Genomic DNA, 20,770 nt, shown 5'->3' on the forward strand with positions numbered 1-20,770 from the left:
CAATTACCAACCACTAATGTCCAATGACTAATGACCAATCCCCAATGACTATATCATCCTATTCCTCTTAATAAGATAAGCCTTCAATACTTCGTTGTAGCCTGCGCTGATGTCGGCATCAACCAGGTCGATGTTGTATTGGGCGCATTTGAGTTCGAGCTGGTGGCGGTATTGCTGCAATGAGGCGCGATAGGCATCGCGGATGCGGTTGGGGTGCACCTTTATTTCTTCGCCGCTTTCCATATCAATAAAATGGTGGGGGCGGTTATCAAACTCAAAATCGAGCTCGTGTTTTTTATCGGTAACGTTAAATATTATCACCTCGTGCTTGCAAAACTTTAGGTGCTGTATGGCGGCAAATAGTTTTTGCAGCTTATCATCGTCAACATTGTTTTCGAGCATATCGCTAAAAACAATAATAAGCGAGCGCTGGTGCACCTCGGCGGCAATATGGTGTAATACACCGGCAATGTTGGTGGTAGTATTTAGCTGGGTGTTGGCGTAGGCTTTCTCCAACTCGGCAAACAGATAAAACAGGTGTGTACCGGTTGAACGGGCAGCACTTAAAAAATTGATCTGATCGGCAAAGGCGCATAAACCAAAGGCATCGCGCTGTTTTTTGAGCAGATACATGAGTGATGCCATGGCGTATATAGAAAATTGCAGCTTGCTGGTGCCCTTTTCCGGGTAATTCATGGATGATGAAGTATCCAGCAGTAAATAGCAGCGCAGGTTGGTTTCCTCCTCAAACTGTTTTACAAACAATTTATCGGTACGGGCAAGCAGCTTCCAGTCAATGTTTTTAACCGATTCGCCATTGTTATACAACCGGTGCTCGGCAAACTCTACAGAAAAACCATGAAAAGGGCTTTGATGCAGACCGGTTATAAACCCCTCAACCACCTGCCGGGCCAGCAGCTCAAGGTTAGCCAGTTGCCTGATGTGCTGATCGTCGCTTAATTTTGCCATTGCACTAAAGTAGTTATTTGCGTTTACCAAACCATAACGCATAAAAAAAGCGATGCAATATGCACCGCTCTTTCTATATTAAAAAACGACAGGAGGATTATACCTGAGCGCTTAGTTTATTTGCTAAAATTGATTTTGGCACCGCGCCGATCTGTTTGTCAACGATCTCGCCATTTTTGAAGAACAACAGCGCTGGTATATTACGGATGCCGAACTTCATTGAGATGCCGGGATTGTTATCAACATTTACTTTACCTACAACAGCCTTGCCATCGTATTCTTTAGCCAACTCCTCAACTACAGGGCCTACCATGCGACAAGGGCCGCACCACTCTGCCCAAAAATCAACCAAAACCGGTTTGTCTGATTTTAATACAAGTTCTTCGAAGTTTGCATCAGTTATTTCTAAAGCCATGATCTTTTCTTCCTTTTTATTTATGTTATACAAATATATGCTAATCAATTTGCTTGCCACAAATACAGTACTGACAATGTGACAATCAAATTATTTACACCTGCCAGAGTAACTTTGGGGTGACGCTAAAGGTAATGGTTTATGCCAAAAGGTCGTAAGTTTTTTATTAACAAGAAGGGGGGGCTTGTTAATTTCTATTTACGAAGCTTTACTCCTTTTGGTTTTATTGGTTGTTGTTTTTATTGCGATAGCGAAAAAAAGTATACCCCTCCTAAATTCATTCTGAATACTTATAACTTTTACGCCATTGCGAGGTACGAAGCAATCTCTTTAGGGCATTCTTCACGATAAGTCGCCATGGGGTTGCTTCGTACCTCGCAATGACGCGGGTTTTATACTTATACGTTTGTCATTTCGAGCGATAGCGAGAAATCTACACGCGTTCATAACAAAGCGACAGATTTCTCCTCGTACCTCGTTCGAAATGACAAAAAAGCGTGTAGGGTTACTGACTACAGCATCAAACTCATCTGCACCGATTGTACCATTGTGCTAAAATCGGCTTTTTGTCCGTCAACCTTATAAACCGCTGTTTCAGCGTAGCGGGAGGCCACGGCTACGTGTACATCTCCGGCATGTTGGTTGAAAAGTTCGTGGGCCAGCTCGGGTGAATTATTGTCTTTAGATAAGTGCGCCAGCAGCAGGTGCGACATGAATGGCGGCCTGTGTTCAATAAACAACTGCAAGGCCTGCGCGTTTGATAAGTGCCCCTTACCGCCGCGAATGCGTTTCTTCAAAAAATATGGGTACCGGCCGCTGTCGAGCATCTGCTCATCATAATTAGCTTCGAGAAAAGCGGCGTGGCAAAGCTTAAAGTAACGGGTAAGGTTGGCGCAAACCGCACCCAGATCGGTAAATATACCTATGGTGATGTTGCCGTTGCTTACTACAAAGCTGTAAGGGTCGGCGGCATCATGTAGTTTGCTGAAAGGGGTAATGTTCAAACTGCCGATGTTTACCGGTTGATGATCGGTAAAGTTCATTACACAATCAAGCATCAAACGGCCATGCAGCATAGTACCGGGGGTAATGTACACGGGCAGCTTGTATTTGCGGCAAAGTACGGCCAGGCCGCTGATGTGGTCGCTATGCTCGTGCGAAATGAATATGGCTTTTACCTTGCCCATATTCAAGCCAAGACGAGCCATGCGCCGCTCCACCTCACGGCAGGATATACCCACGTCTATCAACACGGCTTCATGCTCGTTACCAACGTAATAACAGTTGCCGTTACTGCCCGAATTTAATGCTGCAATGTATAATGACATTGCAGCAAAAATACCGGTTTGTTTTTTATAATGATAATTTTTTTAGCAAGAGTTCAGCTCTTTTTGCCGTACTGCTTGCGCCCCTGTTCAAAATTCTCATCGTTCTGTTTAAGGCGAATGGCAACTATCTCTTTCACCACATTGGCAGGCAAACCTTGGCTGGCTTTAAACTGTATGGTGGTGCCGTTTATCTTGCAGCCCGGCAGCTTATCCATGTACTGATCAATAACCGCTTTGCTTACACCGTAAAACCCGCAATGGTTTTTAAAGGCGGCAAAATGCACCAGCATGCCCTTGTATTTGTAAGTAGGTATCTGGTAGCTAATGCATTCCTCGGCTTGTGGGGCAGCTTCGCGTATGGCTGCCCGCAGGTTGGCAAGCGCGGTTTTGGCAGGCTCGGGCAGGGTAGCCAGATATTCGTCTACCGTTTTGGCTACAAAGGGTTTGTCGTTGCTGTTCATGGTGTTAACCGGCGTAGGCCTTTTCCAGTTCGGCAATATCTATCTTGATCATGCTCATCATGGCCTGAGCTACGCGTTGCGCCTTTACCGGGTCTTTGTCCTGCATCAGCTCAATCAGGCGGGTAGGGGTGATCTGCCACGACAGGCCGAACTTATCCTTCAGCCATCCGCAGGCTGATTCGGTACCGCCATCCTTAATAAAGGTATCCCAGTAATAGTCAACCTCGGCCTGATCCTTACAGTTAACAACAAATGATACAGCCTCGTCAAACTTAAATTGCGGGCCGCCGTTCATGGCGCACAACTCCACGCCATTCAGTTCAAAATAAGCTACCAGCACAGAACCCGGCGCACCAGGCATGCCATCAGTGGCGCGCATTATACTCAGTTCTTTTGAATCCTTAAAAACTGAAAGGTAGTAGTTCATGGCTTCTTCGGCATTATTGTTGAACCAAAGGAAAGGTGTGATCTTTTGCATAACGATATTTTTTATTGGTTAGATGATATTATAATACAAACATACCGCACCACAAGTTTAACCGTGCTGTGCAAAAGCGACATATAAAGGGGCTGGTTGCGACAGGGGCCTCAAAGAAACCTCACCCCAGCCCTCTCCAAAGGAGAGGGAGCAAAAGAAAAGTCCTCCCCCTCGGGGAGGATTTAGGAGGGGTGCCAAACTTTTACTAAATTAGGCTCTCCTTAATCTAATACTATGAGCATAAAAAGCAGACGAAACTTTATAGCAACTACAGCAGTTATGGCAGCAGGAACAGCAGCATCAGCATTACCGTTAGCATCGGCAAAAAGTAAATATCCGGTTGTACACCATGTGTTTTTCTGGCTTAAAAATCCAACTTCCATCGAGGATAGGGATAAACTGGTGGCGGGTGTAAAAGCTTTAGCTAAAATTGAAACCATTAAGCAGATACATGTAGGCATAGTGGCCAGTACCGAAAAGCGCGACGTGGTTGATAATAGCTGGGGTGTATCAGAGCTGATGTTCTTTGCCGATCTGGAAGGGCAGAAGACTTATCAGGATCATCCCATCCATCAGGAGTTCATCAAAAATCATAGTCACCTTTGGGAGAAAGTAATTGTGTATGATGCTGTTGAGGCGTAGTTATTAAACTATCCTATCAATTAAGTTACATAATAATAAAGTTACAGAGTATCCTCGCCCCGCGCTATTAAAAAGGGCAATTTTGCAGCATGAGAATGTTGTTAAAGGGAATCCTGACTGTTTTATTATTTGCTACAACCAATTTATATGCCCAGCAAACCGGCTCGGTTACCGGCCTGCTTACTGATGCCGAAAATAATAAGCCTGTAGAGTTTGCAACCGTAGGTTTGTTTGATAAGGCCACCAACCAACCGGTAAAAGGCGTACAAACCGGGCTCGATGGTAAGTTTACCATTAACGGCCTGGCCGATGGTGCTTACCAGGTACGCATCACATTTGTAAGCTATACCAGTTTTACAAAGGATAGCATCGTTATCAGCCCAAGCCAAAAAGCGGTTGATCTGGGTGCTATAAAACTGGCCCGTGCTACCAGTGTACTTAAGGAGGTTGTGGTTAAGGCCCAACCCAACACCATACAGCTTGGGGTTGATAAAAAAACCTTTAGCGTTGATCAAAGCCTGGTAAGCCAGGGTGGTTCTGCTACCGATCTGCTGAGCAATGTGCCATCGGTACAGGTTGACGTGGATGGCAACGTAAACCTGCGCGGCTCAAGCAATGTAAGAGTGCTGATCAACGGCAAGCAATCGGCATTAACGGGTGGCAGTGTGAGCGATATTCTGCAATCGTTACCGGCAAGCTCTATCGAAAACATTGAGGTGATCACCAACCCCTCATCCAAATACGATCCGGAAGGGCAATCGGGTATCATCAACATCATACTTAAAAAGAACGCACGTGTTGGCTTTAACGGGCAGGCGGCGTTTACCGCGGGTAATTATGATACCTATAACGGTAACCTTAACCTGGGCTATCAAACCCCGAAATTTAACCTGTACACCAATTATAGCTATCGCCACGGTAAACGGGTTGGCAATGGCTATACCAACAGGCAGACTTTTATTGGTGCCGATACCCTGTTCCAAAACCAAACGCAGGATCAAAGCTTTGTGTTCGATTCGCACAACATACGCGCGGGTATCGATTGGAACGCGGGCGATAAAACTACCATCAGCCTGTCGGGTAACGTTAACACCCGCCAGCGCGATCGTTACCAAACCGGCTCAACCGATCTGTTTGGCCAAAGTGGATTAACCCAGCAAACCATTCAGGATAACGTAAGCAATGGCAGCGGTACCAACTATGATATTAACCTCGACCTCGACCAAAAATTTAAACGCAAGGGCGAGCAACTGACCGCTAATATTGGCTACTCAAAGGGTGATGAGGATAATTACGATTATCTGAACACGGCCTATCGTTATTACCAACCGGTATCGGCAACCAACTTTTTGCAGAACAACTACAACAAGGAGCGCGGCAACAACTGGAATATCCAGGCTGATTATGTGTTGCCTTTTGCCGATAACAAAGGCAAACTGGAAGCCGGTTACCGCACCACCATTGCCGAAAATGATAATGATTACCTGGTTGATACCGCCTTTACCCAAGGCATGTTTCAGCGCGATTTAAGCCAAACCAACCGCTTTTTATATAACGAATACATACACGCGGTTTATGCCAACTATCAGCGCCAGTTTGGCAATTTTGGTATACAGGCGGGTGTAAGGCTGGAGGATGCCAACATACGCACCTCGCTACAGGATAGTGCCAGCACTGTGCGTAATAAGCAGGATTATTTCAGGGTTTACCCAAGCATCTTTTTGAGTCAGAAAATAAGCGATGCGCAAACTATACAGCTGAGCTATACCCGCCGTGTTAGTCGCCCGCGGAACAGGCAGCTATCACCGTTTTTGGACAGAAGCGACCCACTGAACTATCAGCAAGGTACGCCGTTGTTAAGGCCGGAGGATACGCACTCGTTCGAATTAAGTTATATCAACTACTGGAAAGCGCTTACGCTAACATCATCATTGTACTACCGCCTTACCAACGAGAATTTTCAGCGCATAAGCGTGGCTTTGGATAGCGTGCGTACCCTTACCCGTTTCGCCAATGTTAACAGTGCCCGCAACGCCGGTTACGAATTGATAGCCAAATGGAATTTTTCGCAGGTGTTTGATGTTACCGGTAACGTGAATGTGTACTACCGTCAGATTGATGGCGATGCCGATTTGGGCTTGCAGGAAACATCCGGCTATGCCTGGAACGCCAATATTACCGGCAACATAAAACCGATTAAAAAAGTAGGCATACAGCTGAGATATGATTACCAGGGTCCGCAAGTAATAGCACAAGGTAAAATGAAGGCTATGTACGGACTGGATGCAGGTATTAAATACGATATAACCGATAAGCTGAACATTAGCGGTAACGTGCGTGATATGTTTAACACCCGCCGTTTCCGTTCGGAGATATATAACCTGGCCGGGCAGTACCCATATTATCAGGATGCATCAAGGCGTTTCTCTATGCGGGTAGTTACCTTTTCTATCGGCTACCGCTTCGGCTCAACCGGCCGCAAAGCTGCCGACAACAAAAAACAAAACCGCGATCAAGGTGATGTATCGCAGGATGAGGGGATGAGATAGAGCTTCACCACGGCCTTCTACCTCACCCCGGCCCTCTCCTGAAGGAGAGGGAGCGAAGGACTAATTCAACTCTTGTCATTTCGACGAAGGAGAAATCTGTCGCTTTGTAATGAACGTGTACTGATTTCTCCTACGTCGAAATGACAGGATTGTAGAACGCAATACAAATGAATAGTTGGAGAAACCCCTCCCTGCCCTCCCCAAGGAGGGAATTAATATTATCCAACAAAGCCCAAGCACAAAATCGTAAGTAACCTCTATTACCGGCATCAGAAATGCCCGGAGTAGCACAAGCCTTGCCAAAGCAGAAACTTTCACCGGGCAGGGCGTAGCCGGCGACTTTTGTTTCTTTTGGTCGCTCAAAAGAAATTGAGGACAAGTAATGAACTTTTCAAGCGGGACTATTTATATCCTCCCCACGTAAAAATAAACCCATGTTGCCACAAATATTTATGTGGTAACTATCTTTGCGCTTTACCTCATGACGGATAACAATACTAAACATACACTCACCCCGGCGCTTACCTGGTTAATGGCCATTGGCGCGGGTATGGTGGTGGCTAATAACTATTACAATCAACCGCTGCTTGGCAAAATAGCTGCCGAGTTTAAAGTTACAGAAGCAAAGGCCAGCATGATAGCCATGCTTACCCAAATAGGGTATGCCACTGGTCTGCTGCTCATTATTCCGCTGGGAGATATGCTGAGGCGCAAAAAACTTATCCTGATCGATTTTATATTTATTGTTGCAGCCCTGTTAGCAGCAGGTTGGGCAAAGAGTATTACGCTGTTGATGGTGGCCAGCTTTTTTATCGGTTTAACATCGGTTATTCCGCAGCTATTTGTGCCGCTTGCCGCGCAGTTAGCCAAGCCCGAGGAAAGTGGTAAGGCCATTGGTACTGTGGTGAGTGGCTTGCTTATCGGCGTGCTTACCTCGCGTACATTAAGTGGTTTTGTGGGTGAACATTATGGCTGGCGAGCCATATTTTTTATAGCCGCAGGTTTAATGGTTTTGCTGTGGATAGCCTTGCTGGTAAAACTGCCCGATGTACGGCCGAATTTTACCGGCACTTACAGCTCGCTAATGCGTTCGTTAGTTCATTTTGTACGTACCGAACCGGCTTTGCGTTTGGCTGCCGCGCGTGGCATGCTGGCCTTCGCCAGTTTCAGCGCGTTTTGGACCACGCTGGTTTTCCTGCTTGAAGGGCCGCCGTTTTTTAAGGGGGCTGATGTTAGCGGGGCTTTCGGCATCATTGGTGCCGGGGGAGCTATAGCGGCATCAGTAGTGGGCCGGCTTAGCGATAAAATGAGCCGCTCGTTCATCATCACCATTACGCTCATCATGATGGCGGCATCGTGGTTGGTGTTCGGCGTATATGGTTATTATTTTATAGGGTTGATCATCGGCGTTATCCTCCTCGATCTGGGTTTGCAGGCTATGCACATTACCAATCAGGCTATTATATTCGCGTTACATCCCGAGGCGCGTAACAGGCTGAATACAGTTTACATGGTATGTTATTTTGTAGGCGGAGCCATGGGCACCTGGCTGGGTGGCATCTGCTGGCAAACCTGGAAATGGACGGGCGTATCAGTATTAGGAGGCGCACTTGTGGTAGCAGCGCTGTTATTGCACTTTGCCTTTGGCCGAAAAAAAGTAGTATAAGCCTTATCCAATTAATTGGATAGTAATTTTATCGCCCCTGATGAGGTTCCGTTCAACAAACCGTTGTTGCAGGCGATTATTTTTTTGCCGGGCTTACAGATCAAAAACAGGAGTAGCAGATTTTTCGATACCGTGTTTCTTTTTGTAAACTGAAATGCCAACGGTTAACACAGCTATGCAAATAAGCAATGTTGTAACGATGATCAAATGCGTTATGGGCATCGAAATCGATGCTGAAGAACCGGTTAAGTACAACCCAAGGTCCGGGATTAGCAGGCCTAATAACGGGAAGCTTAAAAATATTCTGAATTTTATAATATCTTCCATAAACAGATGTTTTTGTTATTACATTACAAATATATACACTAATTTGTTGTGAGTTAAATAAAAAAAATAAAATATCCTTAAAAAGGTGTATTTCTTGTATTGATACACAGTGTTTTAACCCGATTTTAATTTTTACCCGCTTTTGGGTAGTGTTTTTGTAGTTAAATGGTTGGTATAGTTAAAGGAAAATTATACATATTAGTAAAATGAAAAAGTCAATATTAGGTTTACGAACCACTATATATAGAGTGCCTGATCTGCAAGCCGCTAAAGCATGGTATACCAAGGCCTTTGAGGTTGAACCTTACTTTGATGAGCCATTTTATATAGGCTTTAACATAGGTGGCTACGAACTTGGCTTGCAACCCGATGAAAGCACGTTGGGCGATAATGTGATCACCTATTGGGGAGTTACGGATATCAATACAGAATACAACCGCTTTATTGCCGCCGGAGCAACCGTGCACGAAGAACCGCAAAATGTAGGTGGTGAAATTTGGGTATCAACCGTAAAAGATCCCTGGGGGAATGTGATCGGCCTGATCTATAACCCTGAATTTAAGGCGGAGTAGTAATTATTAATTACTTGAACTTGATATCGAACTTGCCGGTTACTTTGTAAAGTACGGCATCCTTTGTAGTGTCTGATGCCAGGAAGGTAGTGAATGTACCTTTGGCGGCTACATCATCTTTTTCGTTAGTATATTTTTTAAGCGATAGCTTACCCAGGTCAAGTTCATGGGCTGATTTACTCAGGGTATAGCTTGGCGCTACCTTTTCATCATTAAATAAAAACTGGCTGCCCTCAACTTTGGTGGTTGCCTTGCTAACCGCTTCGCCCAATCCGCTGATGCCAAAGCTCATGGTATGGTCATCATTAATGGCGGTAATGCCAAAATATTTATTGCCTGCGGTATCAACACGCACAAAGGCAATGCTGTCTGTTTCGGCATCAAAAACGTAAGTGCTATCGTTAAAGGTAATGCTTAATTCGCCGGTGGTGGCTATAAAACTGCCCGATGATGATGAGAGGGCGGTACTGTCTTTACCGTCCTTATTAAAGCTTTGCACATCTTCGTCCTTACGGCACGAGCTGATAACTGCCGAAACAAGCAACAAGATCGAGAAAAATAAATGTGTAAACTTGTTAGTTCCCATCCGGACAGATTATGTTTAAAAGTACTAATTAATTATTCAATAAAACAATAGCAAAACAGCAGCCAGTGTACATTTTAACAATATTTAACTTTTATTGCATTTTAGAGATAGATTAGCCGGTCAGGGTAGCATTTTTATCCTTTGTAGAGAATAGCTATCGAAAAATTATATATAAACCAATAATAACTAATAGGATAGCGCCACCGTAAAATTTGATGTTGTTTCCAAATTTATCCTCCCTTATATCCGCTAAAATATCTTTAAAATTTTTGACCAGAATAAATGCCCCTATTATTAAACACACTATTCCAATTACTAAATTGTTAATCATTTTTTCAATTGCTTCTATGCTGCTAAAGTTAATTATCAACTTATAAGCACCAAATATAGTTAGAGAAATATTTTATGAAATTCTTTATATTTAAAGAAATATCTGTATATTTGTGTTGTTCTTTCAAATCTCACATAACCTATGCCTGTCAAATTTTCATCATCGGCAGCCTTTCAGCAAAGGGTCGATAATTATTTCTTACAGTTTTGTACTGATGCGCCTCCATCTAACAAAAAAGCGGATTCTCCAACTTTTTGCGGAATGATAATCTATTTAGGTTTTACCAGCAGAGAGGAGTTCGCCCTATACGAGCAGCAAGGCCGCTTTGCTGAAGCTGCCCGCAAGGCACGTTTACAAATTGAAGCCGAATATGAAAAGCTGCTCCATCTGTCGTCACCCACAGGCGCGGTTTTCGCTTTGCGATCAATGGGCTGGGGAGGTGAGCAGCAAATCGGGCCGATAAGTATCAATCAGCCTGTGTTGCAGATAGAGATACAAGGCACGGGGGCATTACCGGCCAACAACGAGCGAGAAGTAGAGCTTTAATTGGTATATTTTATGCCAATTATCATTTTAATCATAATTGAAAATCGTTATGCAAACATCTGTATTGTTTGATCATAATTATCACTCACAAGCTCATATTGTAGTTAATCAGGGTGGTACATCATCGGGTAAAACCTATGCCATATTGCAGGTGCTGTTTTGCCTGGCTTGCGAAACCGGCGGATTGGTGATCACCGTATGCGGGCAGGATATGCCTAACCTTAAAGCCGGTGCCATACGCGATGCGCTCAATATCTACAAAAGTAACCCGCCGCTAATGGCCGCCATTAAAACGTACAATAAAAGCGACCGCTTTTTTGAGTTTATAAATGGCAGCGCTATCGAGTTCAGGAGCTACGAAAATAGCCAGGATGCTAAGTCAGGAAAAAGGGATTATCTGTTCATTAACGAGGCTAATGGTATCAGCTGGGAGGTGTATAATGAGCTTGCCCTGCGTACAAAATCGCGGGTTTATATTGATTATAACCCCAATACCGAGTTTTGGGTGCACGATAAATTGCTGGGGCAGGAGGGGGTACAACTCATCATATCCGACCATCGGCATAACCCATTTGTGGATAATGCCGTGCGGCAAAAAATTGAGGCTTTAAAGCATGTTGATACCGAGCTATGGAAGGTTTACGCTCGCGGCCTCACCGGCAAAATAAGCGGACTAATATTCACCAACTGGCAAATATGCGAAGCCATACCCGATGATGCCCGGCTGATAGCCACCGGCCTCGATTTTGGTTTTACTAACGACCCTACAGCCTGCTTGCAGGTATATAAACAAAATGGCGAGCTGTGGGTGCATGAGGTTTTTTATGAACATGGGCTTACCAATACCGACATCAGTACGAAACTGCGCAAAAATGGCCTCAGCGTTAACAGCGAGGTGATTGCCGATAGTGCCGAACCTAAATCAATTGAGGAGTTGCGGCGTATGGGCTGGTACATCAGTCCGGCAAAAAAGGGTGCTGATAGTGTGGCTAACTCCATTGATATTTTACAGCGATATAAAATCAATATTACCCGCGGCAGTACCAATTTACGCAACGAGCTTGGCCGATATAAATGGAAAACAGACCGTGCCGGCCGAACCATCAACGAGCCTGTTGACGCCTGGAACCACCTGATTGATGCCCTGCGCTATGTGGCGCTAAATAAGCTGGGTATAAACAATAGTGGCGCGGTACGCTCCAAATTGCCGGTGAGGCAAAGCCACGCGGGTGCCGACCCATTGCTGAATGGCATTTTATAACACGATAAAACTAAATTTATATGATCGAAAAAAGTGTACGAACCCATCGGGGGCAGTTAAGCATACGTATGCCCGAAACTTTGGATGAAATAACCCTTGGCCAGATGATAGCCCTGCAAGCCGCCGAAAATTTGGGCGATGTGGAAGCCATCAGCATACTATCGGGCACGGCGGCTGATGATTTGAAACAGGTTAAGGATGCTTCGGAACTTTCCATATTTAGCGGGCAGATATTAAGGCTGGCTTTCGCTATCAAAAACCTGTATAACAGCGATGCGCTACCTAAAACAGTTACGCTTAATGTAGATGGTAAAAGCAAGCAGGTAAAGGTTATTGATGATCTGGCCATTGAACCTGCCGGGGCTTACTGGGCCGCCAGGGATATTATCGCTGATGAAATATCGACCCATATTAAAACCTATGGCGAGGCAGATTGGCAGGCCAATTTTAGTCCGGCATTGCAGGCATGCGGTAAGCTGCTGGCGCAATACTTTTACTGCCGGGCAACAGGCAAACCTTATAACGAGTATCAGGCGGCGGCATTTGTTGATGTGATAAAAATGATGAAGGTAACGGAGGCTCTGCCAATAGCATTGTAATATCAGTCATGGGCACATACTTCAAATTGCAAACCGATATTACCGAACTTAAAAGTCAGCAAGAAGCTCAATCCAGAGTAAACGAAATCAGGTTGAAGGTACTTGAGGAACAGGTGGCCCTGCTGCAAGAGCAGATGAAGGAAGTGACCATTAATAGAACGAAATAATTATGAAGAAGATAATAAACAGCATCATAAACTTTATCAAAAATCTTTTTTCAAATATGTCTGCCGACCTAAAGAAGGCGATCGAGATAGGAGTAATAGTAACTGAGAATCTGAAAGCTATTATTGATTTGCCGGTTGTTGATGCATTAACAGCCGTGATTCCCGGCGAAATTGATGATAAACTAAAATTATGGCTCAGGCAGGCACTGCCACAAATATTGATCAGGCTTAAGTTGGCTGTAAGTGATGATGAGGATGCTATTATTACGGCCTCGGTCGACTTAAATAAAATGGATACTGATGTGCGCAACGCTTATCTGCACAGCATATCAATACTTTGCGCGCAGGCAGCAAGCGATAATAAATTGAACTGGAGCGATGGCGTATACTTGTTAGAGTGGTATTATAAAAACAAGTATAAAAGCCTCATTTAGAGGTTTTTGAGTGCCCAGAACGAGATTCGAACTCGTACATCCTTACGAATGCCACCCCCTCAAGATGGTGCGTCTACCAATTTCGCCACCTGGGCATAACTCTTTGTTATTTACAAAAACAGATCAGCCATAAGCTGATCTGTTTTTGTTTTGGGGCGTGCCCGAGGAGAGACTCGAACTCTCAAGAGACAATTCTCAACGGCTTCTGAGACCGCAACGTTTACCAATTTCGCCACCCGGGCTTAAATGAGCCAATGGCTCAAATGAGGCTGCAAATATAATCGCTTTCGGCAAATAGTAAAAGAAAATGTTAAATCATTGTAACGCCTGTTTATATTAGTGCTCATGAACAAATACCTCAAATTTTTATACGTCGTATTATTGCTATCAGCCAGTGCGTTTACCCTACAGGCGCAAACAATTAAGCCGGTACCTCAAACAGTTACGGCAAGTATCAGGGGCATGAGCGTGGTGAACGATCGGGTTGCTTGGATAAGTGGCAGTAAAGGGCACATAGCTATTACTACCGACGGCGGCGAAAACTGGACTTGGCAGCAGGTAAAAGGATACGAGAAAGCTGATTTTCGTGATGTACAGGCATTCTCTGAAAAAGAGGCCGTGATCATCGCCTCCGGAACGCCGGCGCTGGTACTTAAAACTACCGATGGCGGACTGAACTGGAAGCTGGTTTTTCAAAATAATGATGCCGCCTATTTTTTAGACGCTATGGATTTTGCCGACAGTAAACACGGCTACATCATGGGCGACCCTATAAATAACAAATTCTTAATGCTCGAAACAAAGGATGGTGGCGATAGCTGGGCGCAAATGACCAATTCGCCCGAGGCCATACCCGGCGAAGCGGCATTTGCGGCCAGTGGTACTTGTATGCGTGTGCAGCAAGGGCACATCGTCATTGCCACGGGCGGCACAGTGTCCAGATATATTTATTCGCCGGTTAAAAATATAAAGTGGCAATATGTGAATACCCCGCTCTCTCAAAATAAAAGTAGCAAGGGGGCGTTTGGCCTAACCAAATACAAAAACAAAGTTATTGTTGTAGGTGGCGATTATGAAGTGCTTACAAAGCCGGATTCGGTAGCCGCGGTATTGGTTGGGCAAAATAAATTTAACCTTTCCGCCAAAATGCCGGGCGGTTTTCAATCATGTGTTGAGCATATTAAGGGCGATACCTTTGTGGCAACGGGTACATCGGGCACTAACGTAACTAACAATGGTGGCAAAACCTGGACGCAAATTGATAGCACAAGTTTCAATGTTTGTTTAAGATCGGCCAGCGGAAAGCTGATTTTGCTGGCAGGCGATAAAGGCAAAATAGGTATTTTAAAATTTTAGTCGCTGTACATTAGGGGGTTAATATGGCAGTGTTAAATTATTTTTAAATAGGGCTTGCACACATTAAATCATACTCCTATATTTGCACCACTTTAAAGGAAACGGATATAACAATCCAAATCACTTAAAGGATGATTCCGTAGCTCAGCCGGTAGAGCATAACACTTTTAATGTTGGGGTCCTGGGTTCGAGTCCCAGCGGGATCACTGGAAAACCCTCCAAAATTTGCAAAACCCTTCAAATGACATCATTTGAAGGGTTTTTTGTTTTCGCATATCTACAAAATATCCATTCAAATTCAATATAAAAGTGTCTAAATCGGGAGTCATCTAATTTGCTACTCTATGACTCCCGATTTAGATGGCAAGATTCTGTATATCAGCATGTTTGTACATTGAATATCTTGATTTGAAAGAACATTGGAAGTATTTTTATTCACCTTAAATGTTCAAAAAATGAAGAAAACATTCAAGATTCTGTTCTACTTAAAAAAATCAAGAACGAGCAAACAGGGGAAATTGCCTATCTACGTGAGATTGACAGTCGAAGGCCAGCGCGTAGAATGGAATACGCAAAGATTTTGCTTTGAGGAGCAATGGAATAACAAAGCCGGCCGATTAAATGGAAGCAATAAAGAAAGTCGCGCTATTAATAATTGGCTTGAACAAGTAAATGCCAAGTTGTTTGAATCTCAGCGCGATTTACTTGCAGAAGGCAAAGATGTTACAGCCGCATCAATTAAGCGTGTTTACAATGGAGAAAGTGACCCTGAAACTCCGGTTCATACTCTATTACAAGTTTATGCATATCACAATGATCAATTTGAAAGTTTGGTGGGTAAAGAGTATTCTATTGGCACATTAAAAAAGTTTAAGACAGCTTATTCTTCAGTAGAACAATTTATCAGAACTAAATACCATATCGAAGATATAGCTCTTGATAAGTTGAACCATCAATTTATTGCTGAGTATGAATATTATCTGAAAGCAGAAAAAAATATAGCGCACAATACCGCTATGGGAATGATCAAGAAACTAAAAAAAATTGTTCGGCAATGTTTGGCTAATGACTGGCTGGTTAAAGATCCGTTTGTTATGTATAAAATAAAGCTAAGAGAAACGAATAGGGCTTTCTTAACAGAATTTGAAGTAGAAAGCCTATCGAATAAGGTATTTAAAATAGAGAGGCTCAAATTGATAAAGGATCTGTTTTTGTTTAGTTGTTACACGGGATTGTCATATATCGATTTAATGGAGCTTAAACCATCCGATATAATTGTAGGTATTGACCGGGAAATGTGGTTAAGTACTAATCGAACAAAAACGGGAACACCTTCGCGAATGCCATTACTTCCCATGGCTCTGGAAATTGTGGAGCGTTATAGTAATCACCCGAAAGCAGTTAATGCAGGAACTGTCTTTCCAATGTTGACCAATCAAAAGGTGAATGCTTACCTAAAAGAAATCGCGGATGTAGTGGGTATTCAGAAAGAGCTGACATTTCACTGCGCGCGTCACACATTCGCCACCACTATCACACTTAGTAATGGAGTTCCCATGGAAACAGTTAGCAAGATGCTTGGACATAAGAGTGTGAGAACTACGCAAATTTACGCAAAGGTTGTAGATAGAAAAATTAGCGAAGATATGAACTTGTTGCGCAGTAAGCTTCTATTAAAGACCGCTGACTAGGTCGTAAGGAAAAAGCATCGAAAAGCAGGGGAGCTGCGTTAAAGAAAATTTTTAGAAGGCTTATGTAGTGGCGGGCGGTCTTTATCACCTGCCAACTACTTGCCAGCGTTTCAGGAATCTGTTACTCTACTAGGTGTTATATAAGTTTTTATGGATACAAGCCAACAACCGTTGAACCATTTCAGTGATCATTCTCAGCGATAATTCATCAACCGAAAACCCCGGCTCATACCTTGATCTTTGGTAAGCATTTTGCAGCAGTTCAAACAGGTTGACATTTCCGCATGGTCTAATTTCAGACTATCTCTGATCCTACTCGTGAATAGTAAAGTTAGTTTGACCATTCGAGACAGGTTATGCACCTGTAAGCAATAACCTAGCATTTTTTATCCCACACACTCCCCCATTGTACCGCTTAAACAACCGGCAGCCCGAAGCAGTTCAGCGGTCAAGGGCAACGGCGTCAGCCGTTGTTCATACACCCTTGACCGCTGAACGGCGCGGCTATCTTTGTGATGGCGGTGCGATGGTAAACGGACTATGCGCGATGGCCAAAGCAGGCCTGTATGAGGCACGAATACTGGCCTGCGCGCGGCGGCTAAGGCGGGTGGCGAAGCCATCCTGCCGTGCCGCTGGGACATGTTGTTCTTTACTGCTTAAACTCACCTCGAATACCCGCCATCATAACCATATCCACGTCTGCGTTTTTTACGTCTGCGCCTACCGTCATCCACCGTCTGTTCACCATAACCTTGATGCTGACCTTCCAGCAAGGTTTCTATGATGCCTTTGCTGGTTGAGGGGATCGCTTTTTGCGGTGCGGTAGATTGTCTGCTTCGCAACTGTTTCATCTCTTGCTTTTGCTCGTAGCTGCCATGCTTCAAGGTATTGGCATAGGCAAATGATTCCTCGATGTTCCGCTCGTAATTGAACAGCTGATCAAACAACCTTTCCGCTTCCTGTTTAAACGCTACCCGGTCGAACTGTCCCACCTTCTGACTGTGTGTTGTGTTCGTCCCCCTCGAGTTATTCAGCGGACTTAGCTTGATGGTATTCGTGGCGTCCTTCCGGCTCACGATCACCTGTACATGCATCTGTTCCCCGAGCTTTTGTTCCCCTCTTTTAGCTATGCCTTTTCGTACTTCCTGATCCTTGTAAGTGTAGTACCGGTACCGTTCTACTTTACCGTAATACACCAGGTCCCGGTTGGAGTTGATGCTCTCCCGTTTAAAGTTTTTGGCATAGGCGTCCATCAGGGTATTGGCATATTCTTTAAGATGGTTTTTAGCGCCCTCTTGCCCGTACTTTTCCTTCAGGTATCTCAGCTCTTTTTCACTCGGGCTGATGTTGATCAGGAAGAACTTCGCGTCGTCTTTGGAGAGCTTCGCGATGTTATTATCTATAACCTGCCTGACCTCGTAAGGCCGGATGTTCCGGCCACTGTAATTGAACCATAGTTCCGGGTGGTAATCGTTTAGCTTTTCATGCAAACGGTTCTCTTTTTCCAAGTAGGCCACCAACCGGCTACTGCTGCCTTTATTGTTCCCGGTCTCGCTCTTGCTGATGTTGATATGCATGGGTTAGTTGTCTTTGGTTTCTTGATCATTTATTATTTTTACTTTTTACTTTCTGATCGGTGATCATACCGCATCCATTTGCTGCCGCACATAAGCGGCCAGTTCATCCTTATCCGACTGTTTGTTCAGGATACCCATCTGCTCCCGATGACGGATATAATGCTCCAGTATGGCACGGCATCTTTGTTTGAGCTTTTGCCGGTCTGCCTGCAGGCTTTCCTGTTGCTTCAGATACCGGATGACCTGATCGGTCAGTGTCGACTGGCTATCGAAATATTTGCGTTGGCGATCGTTATGGCTGATGATGTCTTTTTGAAATAAGGCGGTCAGCTGTTCCTGTAGCACCAGCATTTGCTCCATGTCCTTTTTAGCCGGTATCAGCAGCTCCTGTTCCTGTGTCCTGATAAAGGCGACGATGTTATCTGTCTTACGGTTGATGGCATTCTTTAGCTGTTCATCATTCAGGTCCCTGGGATCTTTCTTCGTCTTATAAAAATAGTCTGCCATATACCGTAACAGGTCGGTCTTGCTTAATCCGCATTTGTTGGCCACGGCCTGCAACTTCTCATCGGTCTTTACCGAAAAGCGTATTGTCTTACTGTTGGTGTCCTTGTTCATAAGTCGTCCTTATTGAAAAACCGCATTCTTTCAAGATTTATCCTAATCAGACATTTTCGTTAATTAGGTATACCGCCGGGTATACTGTTTTCTTTGTTTACAATATCAGGCGGGGGGCAAAGTATACCCCAGGTATACCCAAAACCGCCGTAGCCCCGCAGGGCGAGCGGAAAAGTCGGGCTTGCCCGACTTCCGCTCGCTCCCCCGCTTTCGCGGAAGGACAGCAGCGAAGCTGCCTGTGCAGTTATTTGTATTGCTATTTATATCGTTATACCGATAGCTGAATATCCCGTTAGACTGATACATCCTGATCCTAATTTTTAGTGTCTTTGCTGTTCATGCTGAAGCTTTCTCCCAACCGGACGGCCAGTAGACCAGGCTGCCGTTCTTTGGGTGATAAGATGGCTGGTAACGGATGTAACCGTAGTCGTCCAACTCCCTGATGCACTTGTGGTAAGTGGCGATAGAGGCTATCCGGCTATGGGCCATCAGCAGTTTCCTGGTAACCGGGAAAGGGCTTTGGTAATCGTTCCTTTGCCATTGAATAAACATTCCAGTGAACAGGCTGATATGGGTGGCGTTCAGCCGCTCGTCCTTGCTCATTTTGCGCAATAGCCTGCCGTACCCGGCCAGCTCATGACCGGGCGGGTTTACCTTACCGAAATTGGGTTTATGGGTCATGGTTTACCTCCTTCCAGTAGCTTGTTGATATCATCCAGTTTGTAGTACATGATGCTGCCGATCTTCGTATAGCGGAGCGTACCATTGATCCGCAGGTTCTGCAAGGTACCGGGTGATATCTTCAGTAGTTTACGTACCTCGTAACTTTTGAGCCATTGTTTGGAAACTCCTTCACTGCCCTGTCCGGTCAGCTTCCTGATCTCAGCTAATAATTCTGTCTTCCATTCTTTCAGGTCTTCCCTGGTGATCATCTCTACCTGCATTTTTTCCTCCTTTTTTTAAGGTTGATAGTTACCGGTTCAGTAGAAAACTGAAAAGAGTTTCCCTGAACGCTATGGTTCCAAAAGTGAAGGCCAAACAGGCAAAATGAATGACCAATAGCGGCATTTGGTCAGAAATGGCGGCAGGTGCAGGGAAAAAGTAAAGCGTGCGATTGAAAAATCAAGGAAAACCGTTTCGCATTACTATAGGAATTCGGTCTTAAAACAGAAAGAAGAACTAAGCCTTACCGGTCGGTACGATGGTAAATAATTTGTCCTTGTCAGGGATGCCGATGAATTTGGCGGGTGGGTCATCTTTTTGTGCCGGGAAGTAATTGCGGGCAGTGTCGATGGAGATAGGTTTGTCACCGTGCATAAAGTATCTGGCGATCATTTTATACCAGGGTGCCTGGGTCTGTGAGCGGGTAAGTTTATTGCTGTTCGGAAGGGTCAGTTCCTGCAAGTCGAGCATTAATGAAATGAATACCGGCAGGTGGCTTTTACTGATCACGACCTTCTCACCGGGATCGTATTTGGTGGCCTCTTTGAGCTGCGTTTCCAGGACAGAGATCCGCTCGTTCAGGCGGTCGATCTCGCGCTCTTTTTCGGCGACCACTGACTCGATGGGTTCCAGCCGGTGCCATCGGTCGACCGTCTTTAAAAAAGTCAAAAAGGCTTCCAGTTTTTTGGCGCTGGCCATCCGTTCGGGATAGGCTGAGGAGAACGGGTTTTGTTTGCGGTAATGGTGCATCCTGTCGGTCACGATGCCTGTCACATGATTGAAAAAGGCTTCTTCTTCACCGACTTCTTTTTGCTGGAAATAGCGGAAATGGAAATCGTAATAATCCTTGTATTCATCGCTGTCCAGTTCGTATATCTTCTTCAGGAAAAAGTTATCAGCTAAAGCTTTGTTTTGGATGATGGGGTTACCGATCTCGAAACGGTGCGGCGAAAAGTTGAAACGGGATCGGAAGCGGAAATATGTTGTAGGTAGCGGCATAGATAAAGCGGTTTTTATCTACAACTTTTGGGAGAGTGATTGGTTTGAAATTAATCTATTTCGATACGTAATCTGCCTTAGTTAAAGCGTCGTGTCTTCTTTGAGATAATTTTGATTTATTGAAATCAGAATTAGAAATCATATTGTGAATATTGATTTAAGCCACATCAGAATCACTCTAATAAGTAATATTGTAATTTTTCGAATCATTTCATCTGCAGGAAAAGGTTTGAGTTGTTTGCAGCTATTAAATTAT

24 protein-coding genes and 3 tRNA genes are annotated in these 20,770 nt (G+C 44.5%); 12 read left to right on the top strand and 15 right to left on the bottom strand.

Going from position 1 to position 20,770, the window contains the following annotated elements; translation table 11 throughout:
- Window positions 1-48: 48 nt before the first annotated feature.
- From IM792_RS07080 to IM792_RS07100, 5 genes are all read right to left on the bottom strand, one after another.
- Entirely contained in the window at window positions 49-969 is a 921-nt protein-coding gene (locus IM792_RS07080) for a DUF58 domain-containing protein (protein ID WP_194101135.1), read from the bottom strand.
- Window positions 970-1,066: 97 nt separating this feature from the next.
- Window positions 1,067-1,384: a thioredoxin gene (gene trxA, locus IM792_RS07085; RefSeq protein ID WP_194101136.1), complete on the bottom strand. Its 318-nt coding sequence runs from the start codon at window positions 1,382-1,384 to the stop codon at window positions 1,067-1,069.
- Window positions 1,385-1,896: 512 nt separating this feature from the next.
- A complete protein-coding gene (locus IM792_RS07090; protein WP_194101137.1) occupies window positions 1,897-2,712 on the bottom strand; it encodes an MBL fold metallo-hydrolase in 816 nt (271 codons plus the stop codon).
- 53 nt (window positions 2,713-2,765) lie between these two features.
- Window positions 2,766-3,173: a DUF1801 domain-containing protein gene (locus IM792_RS07095; protein ID WP_194101138.1), complete on the bottom strand. Its 408-nt coding sequence runs from the start codon at window positions 3,171-3,173 to the stop codon at window positions 2,766-2,768.
- 4 nt (window positions 3,174-3,177) lie between these two features.
- A complete protein-coding gene (locus IM792_RS07100) occupies window positions 3,178-3,651 on the bottom strand; it encodes a VOC family protein (RefSeq protein ID WP_194101139.1) in 474 nt (157 codons plus the stop codon).
- Between the two features lie 234 nt (window positions 3,652-3,885).
- On the opposite strand from IM792_RS07100, the gene IM792_RS07105 reads away from it, so the two are divergent.
- The 3 genes from IM792_RS07105 to IM792_RS07115 all read left to right on the top strand — a co-directional run bounded on the left by IM792_RS07105 (window position 3,886) and on the right by IM792_RS07115 (window position 8,508).
- Window positions 3,886-4,293, top strand: coding sequence for a Dabb family protein (locus tag IM792_RS07105; protein ID WP_194101140.1), 408 nt, complete (start codon window positions 3,886-3,888; stop codon window positions 4,291-4,293).
- Between the two features lie 89 nt (window positions 4,294-4,382).
- Window positions 4,383-6,842, top strand: a complete 2,460-nt coding sequence (locus tag IM792_RS07110) for an outer membrane beta-barrel family protein (RefSeq protein ID WP_194101141.1) — start codon at window positions 4,383-4,385, stop codon at window positions 6,840-6,842.
- Between the two features lie 454 nt (window positions 6,843-7,296).
- Entirely contained in the window at window positions 7,297-8,508 is a 1,212-nt protein-coding gene (locus IM792_RS07115) for an MFS transporter (protein ID WP_347343800.1), read from the top strand.
- A 93-nt stretch (window positions 8,509-8,601) separates the two neighbouring features.
- Here the strand turns inward: IM792_RS07115 and IM792_RS07120 are convergent, their stop codons facing one another.
- Window positions 8,602-8,835, bottom strand: a complete 234-nt coding sequence (locus IM792_RS07120; RefSeq protein WP_194101142.1) for a hypothetical protein — start codon at window positions 8,833-8,835, stop codon at window positions 8,602-8,604.
- 206 nt (window positions 8,836-9,041) lie between these two features.
- On the opposite strand from IM792_RS07120, the gene IM792_RS07125 reads away from it, so the two are divergent.
- A complete protein-coding gene (locus IM792_RS07125) occupies window positions 9,042-9,407 on the top strand; it encodes a VOC family protein (RefSeq protein WP_194101143.1) in 366 nt (121 codons plus the stop codon).
- 10 nt (window positions 9,408-9,417) lie between these two features.
- Here the strand turns inward: IM792_RS07125 and IM792_RS07130 are convergent, their stop codons facing one another.
- Window positions 9,418-9,993 carry a hypothetical protein gene (locus IM792_RS07130; protein ID WP_194101144.1) on the bottom strand — a complete coding sequence of 192 codons (576 nt, stop codon included), beginning with the start codon at window positions 9,991-9,993 and terminating at the stop codon, window positions 9,418-9,420.
- A 472-nt stretch (window positions 9,994-10,465) separates the two neighbouring features.
- Here IM792_RS07130 and IM792_RS07135 point away from each other — a divergent pair, with 472 nt between their 5' ends.
- The 5 genes from IM792_RS07135 to IM792_RS07155 are packed head-to-tail and all read left to right on the top strand — an operon-like array spanning window position 10,466 to window position 13,331.
- Complete coding sequence (locus IM792_RS07135) at window positions 10,466-10,870, top strand: terminase small subunit (RefSeq protein WP_194101145.1); 405 nt, start codon at window positions 10,466-10,468, stop codon at window positions 10,868-10,870.
- A 49-nt stretch (window positions 10,871-10,919) separates the two neighbouring features.
- Window positions 10,920-12,131, top strand: coding sequence for a terminase large subunit (locus IM792_RS07140; protein ID WP_194101146.1), 1,212 nt, complete (start codon window positions 10,920-10,922; stop codon window positions 12,129-12,131).
- A 20-nt stretch (window positions 12,132-12,151) separates the two neighbouring features.
- Window positions 12,152-12,730: a hypothetical protein gene (locus IM792_RS07145; protein WP_194101147.1), complete on the top strand. Its 579-nt coding sequence runs from the start codon at window positions 12,152-12,154 to the stop codon at window positions 12,728-12,730.
- An 8-nt stretch (window positions 12,731-12,738) separates the two neighbouring features.
- Complete coding sequence (locus IM792_RS07150) at window positions 12,739-12,897, top strand: hypothetical protein (protein ID WP_194101148.1); 159 nt, start codon at window positions 12,739-12,741, stop codon at window positions 12,895-12,897.
- A 2-nt stretch (window positions 12,898-12,899) separates the two neighbouring features.
- Entirely contained in the window at window positions 12,900-13,331 is a 432-nt protein-coding gene (locus IM792_RS07155) for a hypothetical protein (protein ID WP_194101149.1), read from the top strand.
- Window positions 13,332-13,342: 11 nt separating this feature from the next.
- Here the strand turns inward: IM792_RS07155 and IM792_RS07160 are convergent.
- Both IM792_RS07160 and IM792_RS07165 read right to left on the bottom strand, forming a co-directional pair.
- Window positions 13,343-13,426: transfer RNA gene (locus IM792_RS07160), tRNA-Leu, on the bottom strand.
- A gap of 63 nt (window positions 13,427-13,489) precedes the next feature.
- Window positions 13,490-13,573, bottom strand: a tRNA-Leu gene (locus IM792_RS07165).
- A 103-nt stretch (window positions 13,574-13,676) separates the two neighbouring features.
- Between IM792_RS07165 and IM792_RS07170 the strand changes: the two genes are divergently transcribed.
- The 3 genes from IM792_RS07170 (at window position 13,677) to IM792_RS07180 (ending at window position 16,378) form a co-directional block, all read left to right on the top strand.
- A complete protein-coding gene (locus tag IM792_RS07170; RefSeq protein ID WP_194101150.1) occupies window positions 13,677-14,687 on the top strand; it encodes a YCF48-related protein in 1,011 nt (336 codons plus the stop codon).
- Between the two features lie 133 nt (window positions 14,688-14,820).
- Window positions 14,821-14,893: transfer RNA gene (locus IM792_RS07175), tRNA-Lys, on the top strand.
- Between the two features lie 249 nt (window positions 14,894-15,142).
- Window positions 15,143-16,378, top strand: coding sequence for a site-specific integrase (locus tag IM792_RS07180; protein WP_194101151.1), 1,236 nt, complete (start codon window positions 15,143-15,145; stop codon window positions 16,376-16,378).
- Window positions 16,379-16,764: 386 nt separating this feature from the next.
- Here the strand turns inward: IM792_RS07180 and IM792_RS07185 are convergent, their stop codons facing one another.
- From IM792_RS07185 to IM792_RS07210, 6 genes are all read right to left on the bottom strand, one after another.
- Window positions 16,765-17,019 carry a hypothetical protein gene (locus IM792_RS07185; RefSeq protein ID WP_194101152.1) on the bottom strand — a complete coding sequence of 85 codons (255 nt, stop codon included), beginning with the start codon at window positions 17,017-17,019 and terminating at the stop codon, window positions 16,765-16,767.
- 21 nt (window positions 17,020-17,040) lie between these two features.
- Window positions 17,041-17,955, bottom strand: a complete 915-nt coding sequence (locus tag IM792_RS07190; RefSeq protein WP_194101153.1) for a DUF5712 family protein — start codon at window positions 17,953-17,955, stop codon at window positions 17,041-17,043.
- Window positions 17,956-18,018: 63 nt separating this feature from the next.
- Complete coding sequence (locus IM792_RS07195; RefSeq protein WP_194101154.1) at window positions 18,019-18,573, bottom strand: BfmA/BtgA family mobilization protein; 555 nt, start codon at window positions 18,571-18,573, stop codon at window positions 18,019-18,021.
- A gap of 336 nt (window positions 18,574-18,909) precedes the next feature.
- On the bottom strand, window positions 18,910-19,254 hold the full coding sequence (locus IM792_RS07200; protein ID WP_228084972.1) for a hypothetical protein: 345 nt from the start codon (window positions 19,252-19,254) through the stop codon (window positions 18,910-18,912).
- Entirely contained in the window at window positions 19,251-19,517 is a 267-nt protein-coding gene (locus IM792_RS07205) for a helix-turn-helix domain-containing protein (protein ID WP_194101155.1), read from the bottom strand. The genes IM792_RS07200 and IM792_RS07205 overlap by 4 nt, the downstream gene beginning before the upstream one ends.
- Before the next feature lie 235 nt (window positions 19,518-19,752).
- Window positions 19,753-20,514 (bottom strand): hypothetical protein, encoded by a 762-nt coding sequence (locus IM792_RS07210; RefSeq protein ID WP_194101156.1) that lies wholly within the window; start codon window positions 20,512-20,514, stop codon window positions 19,753-19,755.
- Between the last annotated feature and the right edge of the window lie 256 nt (window positions 20,515-20,770).

The organism is Mucilaginibacter sp. JRF (assembly GCF_015223065.1).
In the GTDB taxonomy this organism is placed as follows: domain Bacteria; phylum Bacteroidota; class Bacteroidia; order Sphingobacteriales; family Sphingobacteriaceae; genus Mucilaginibacter.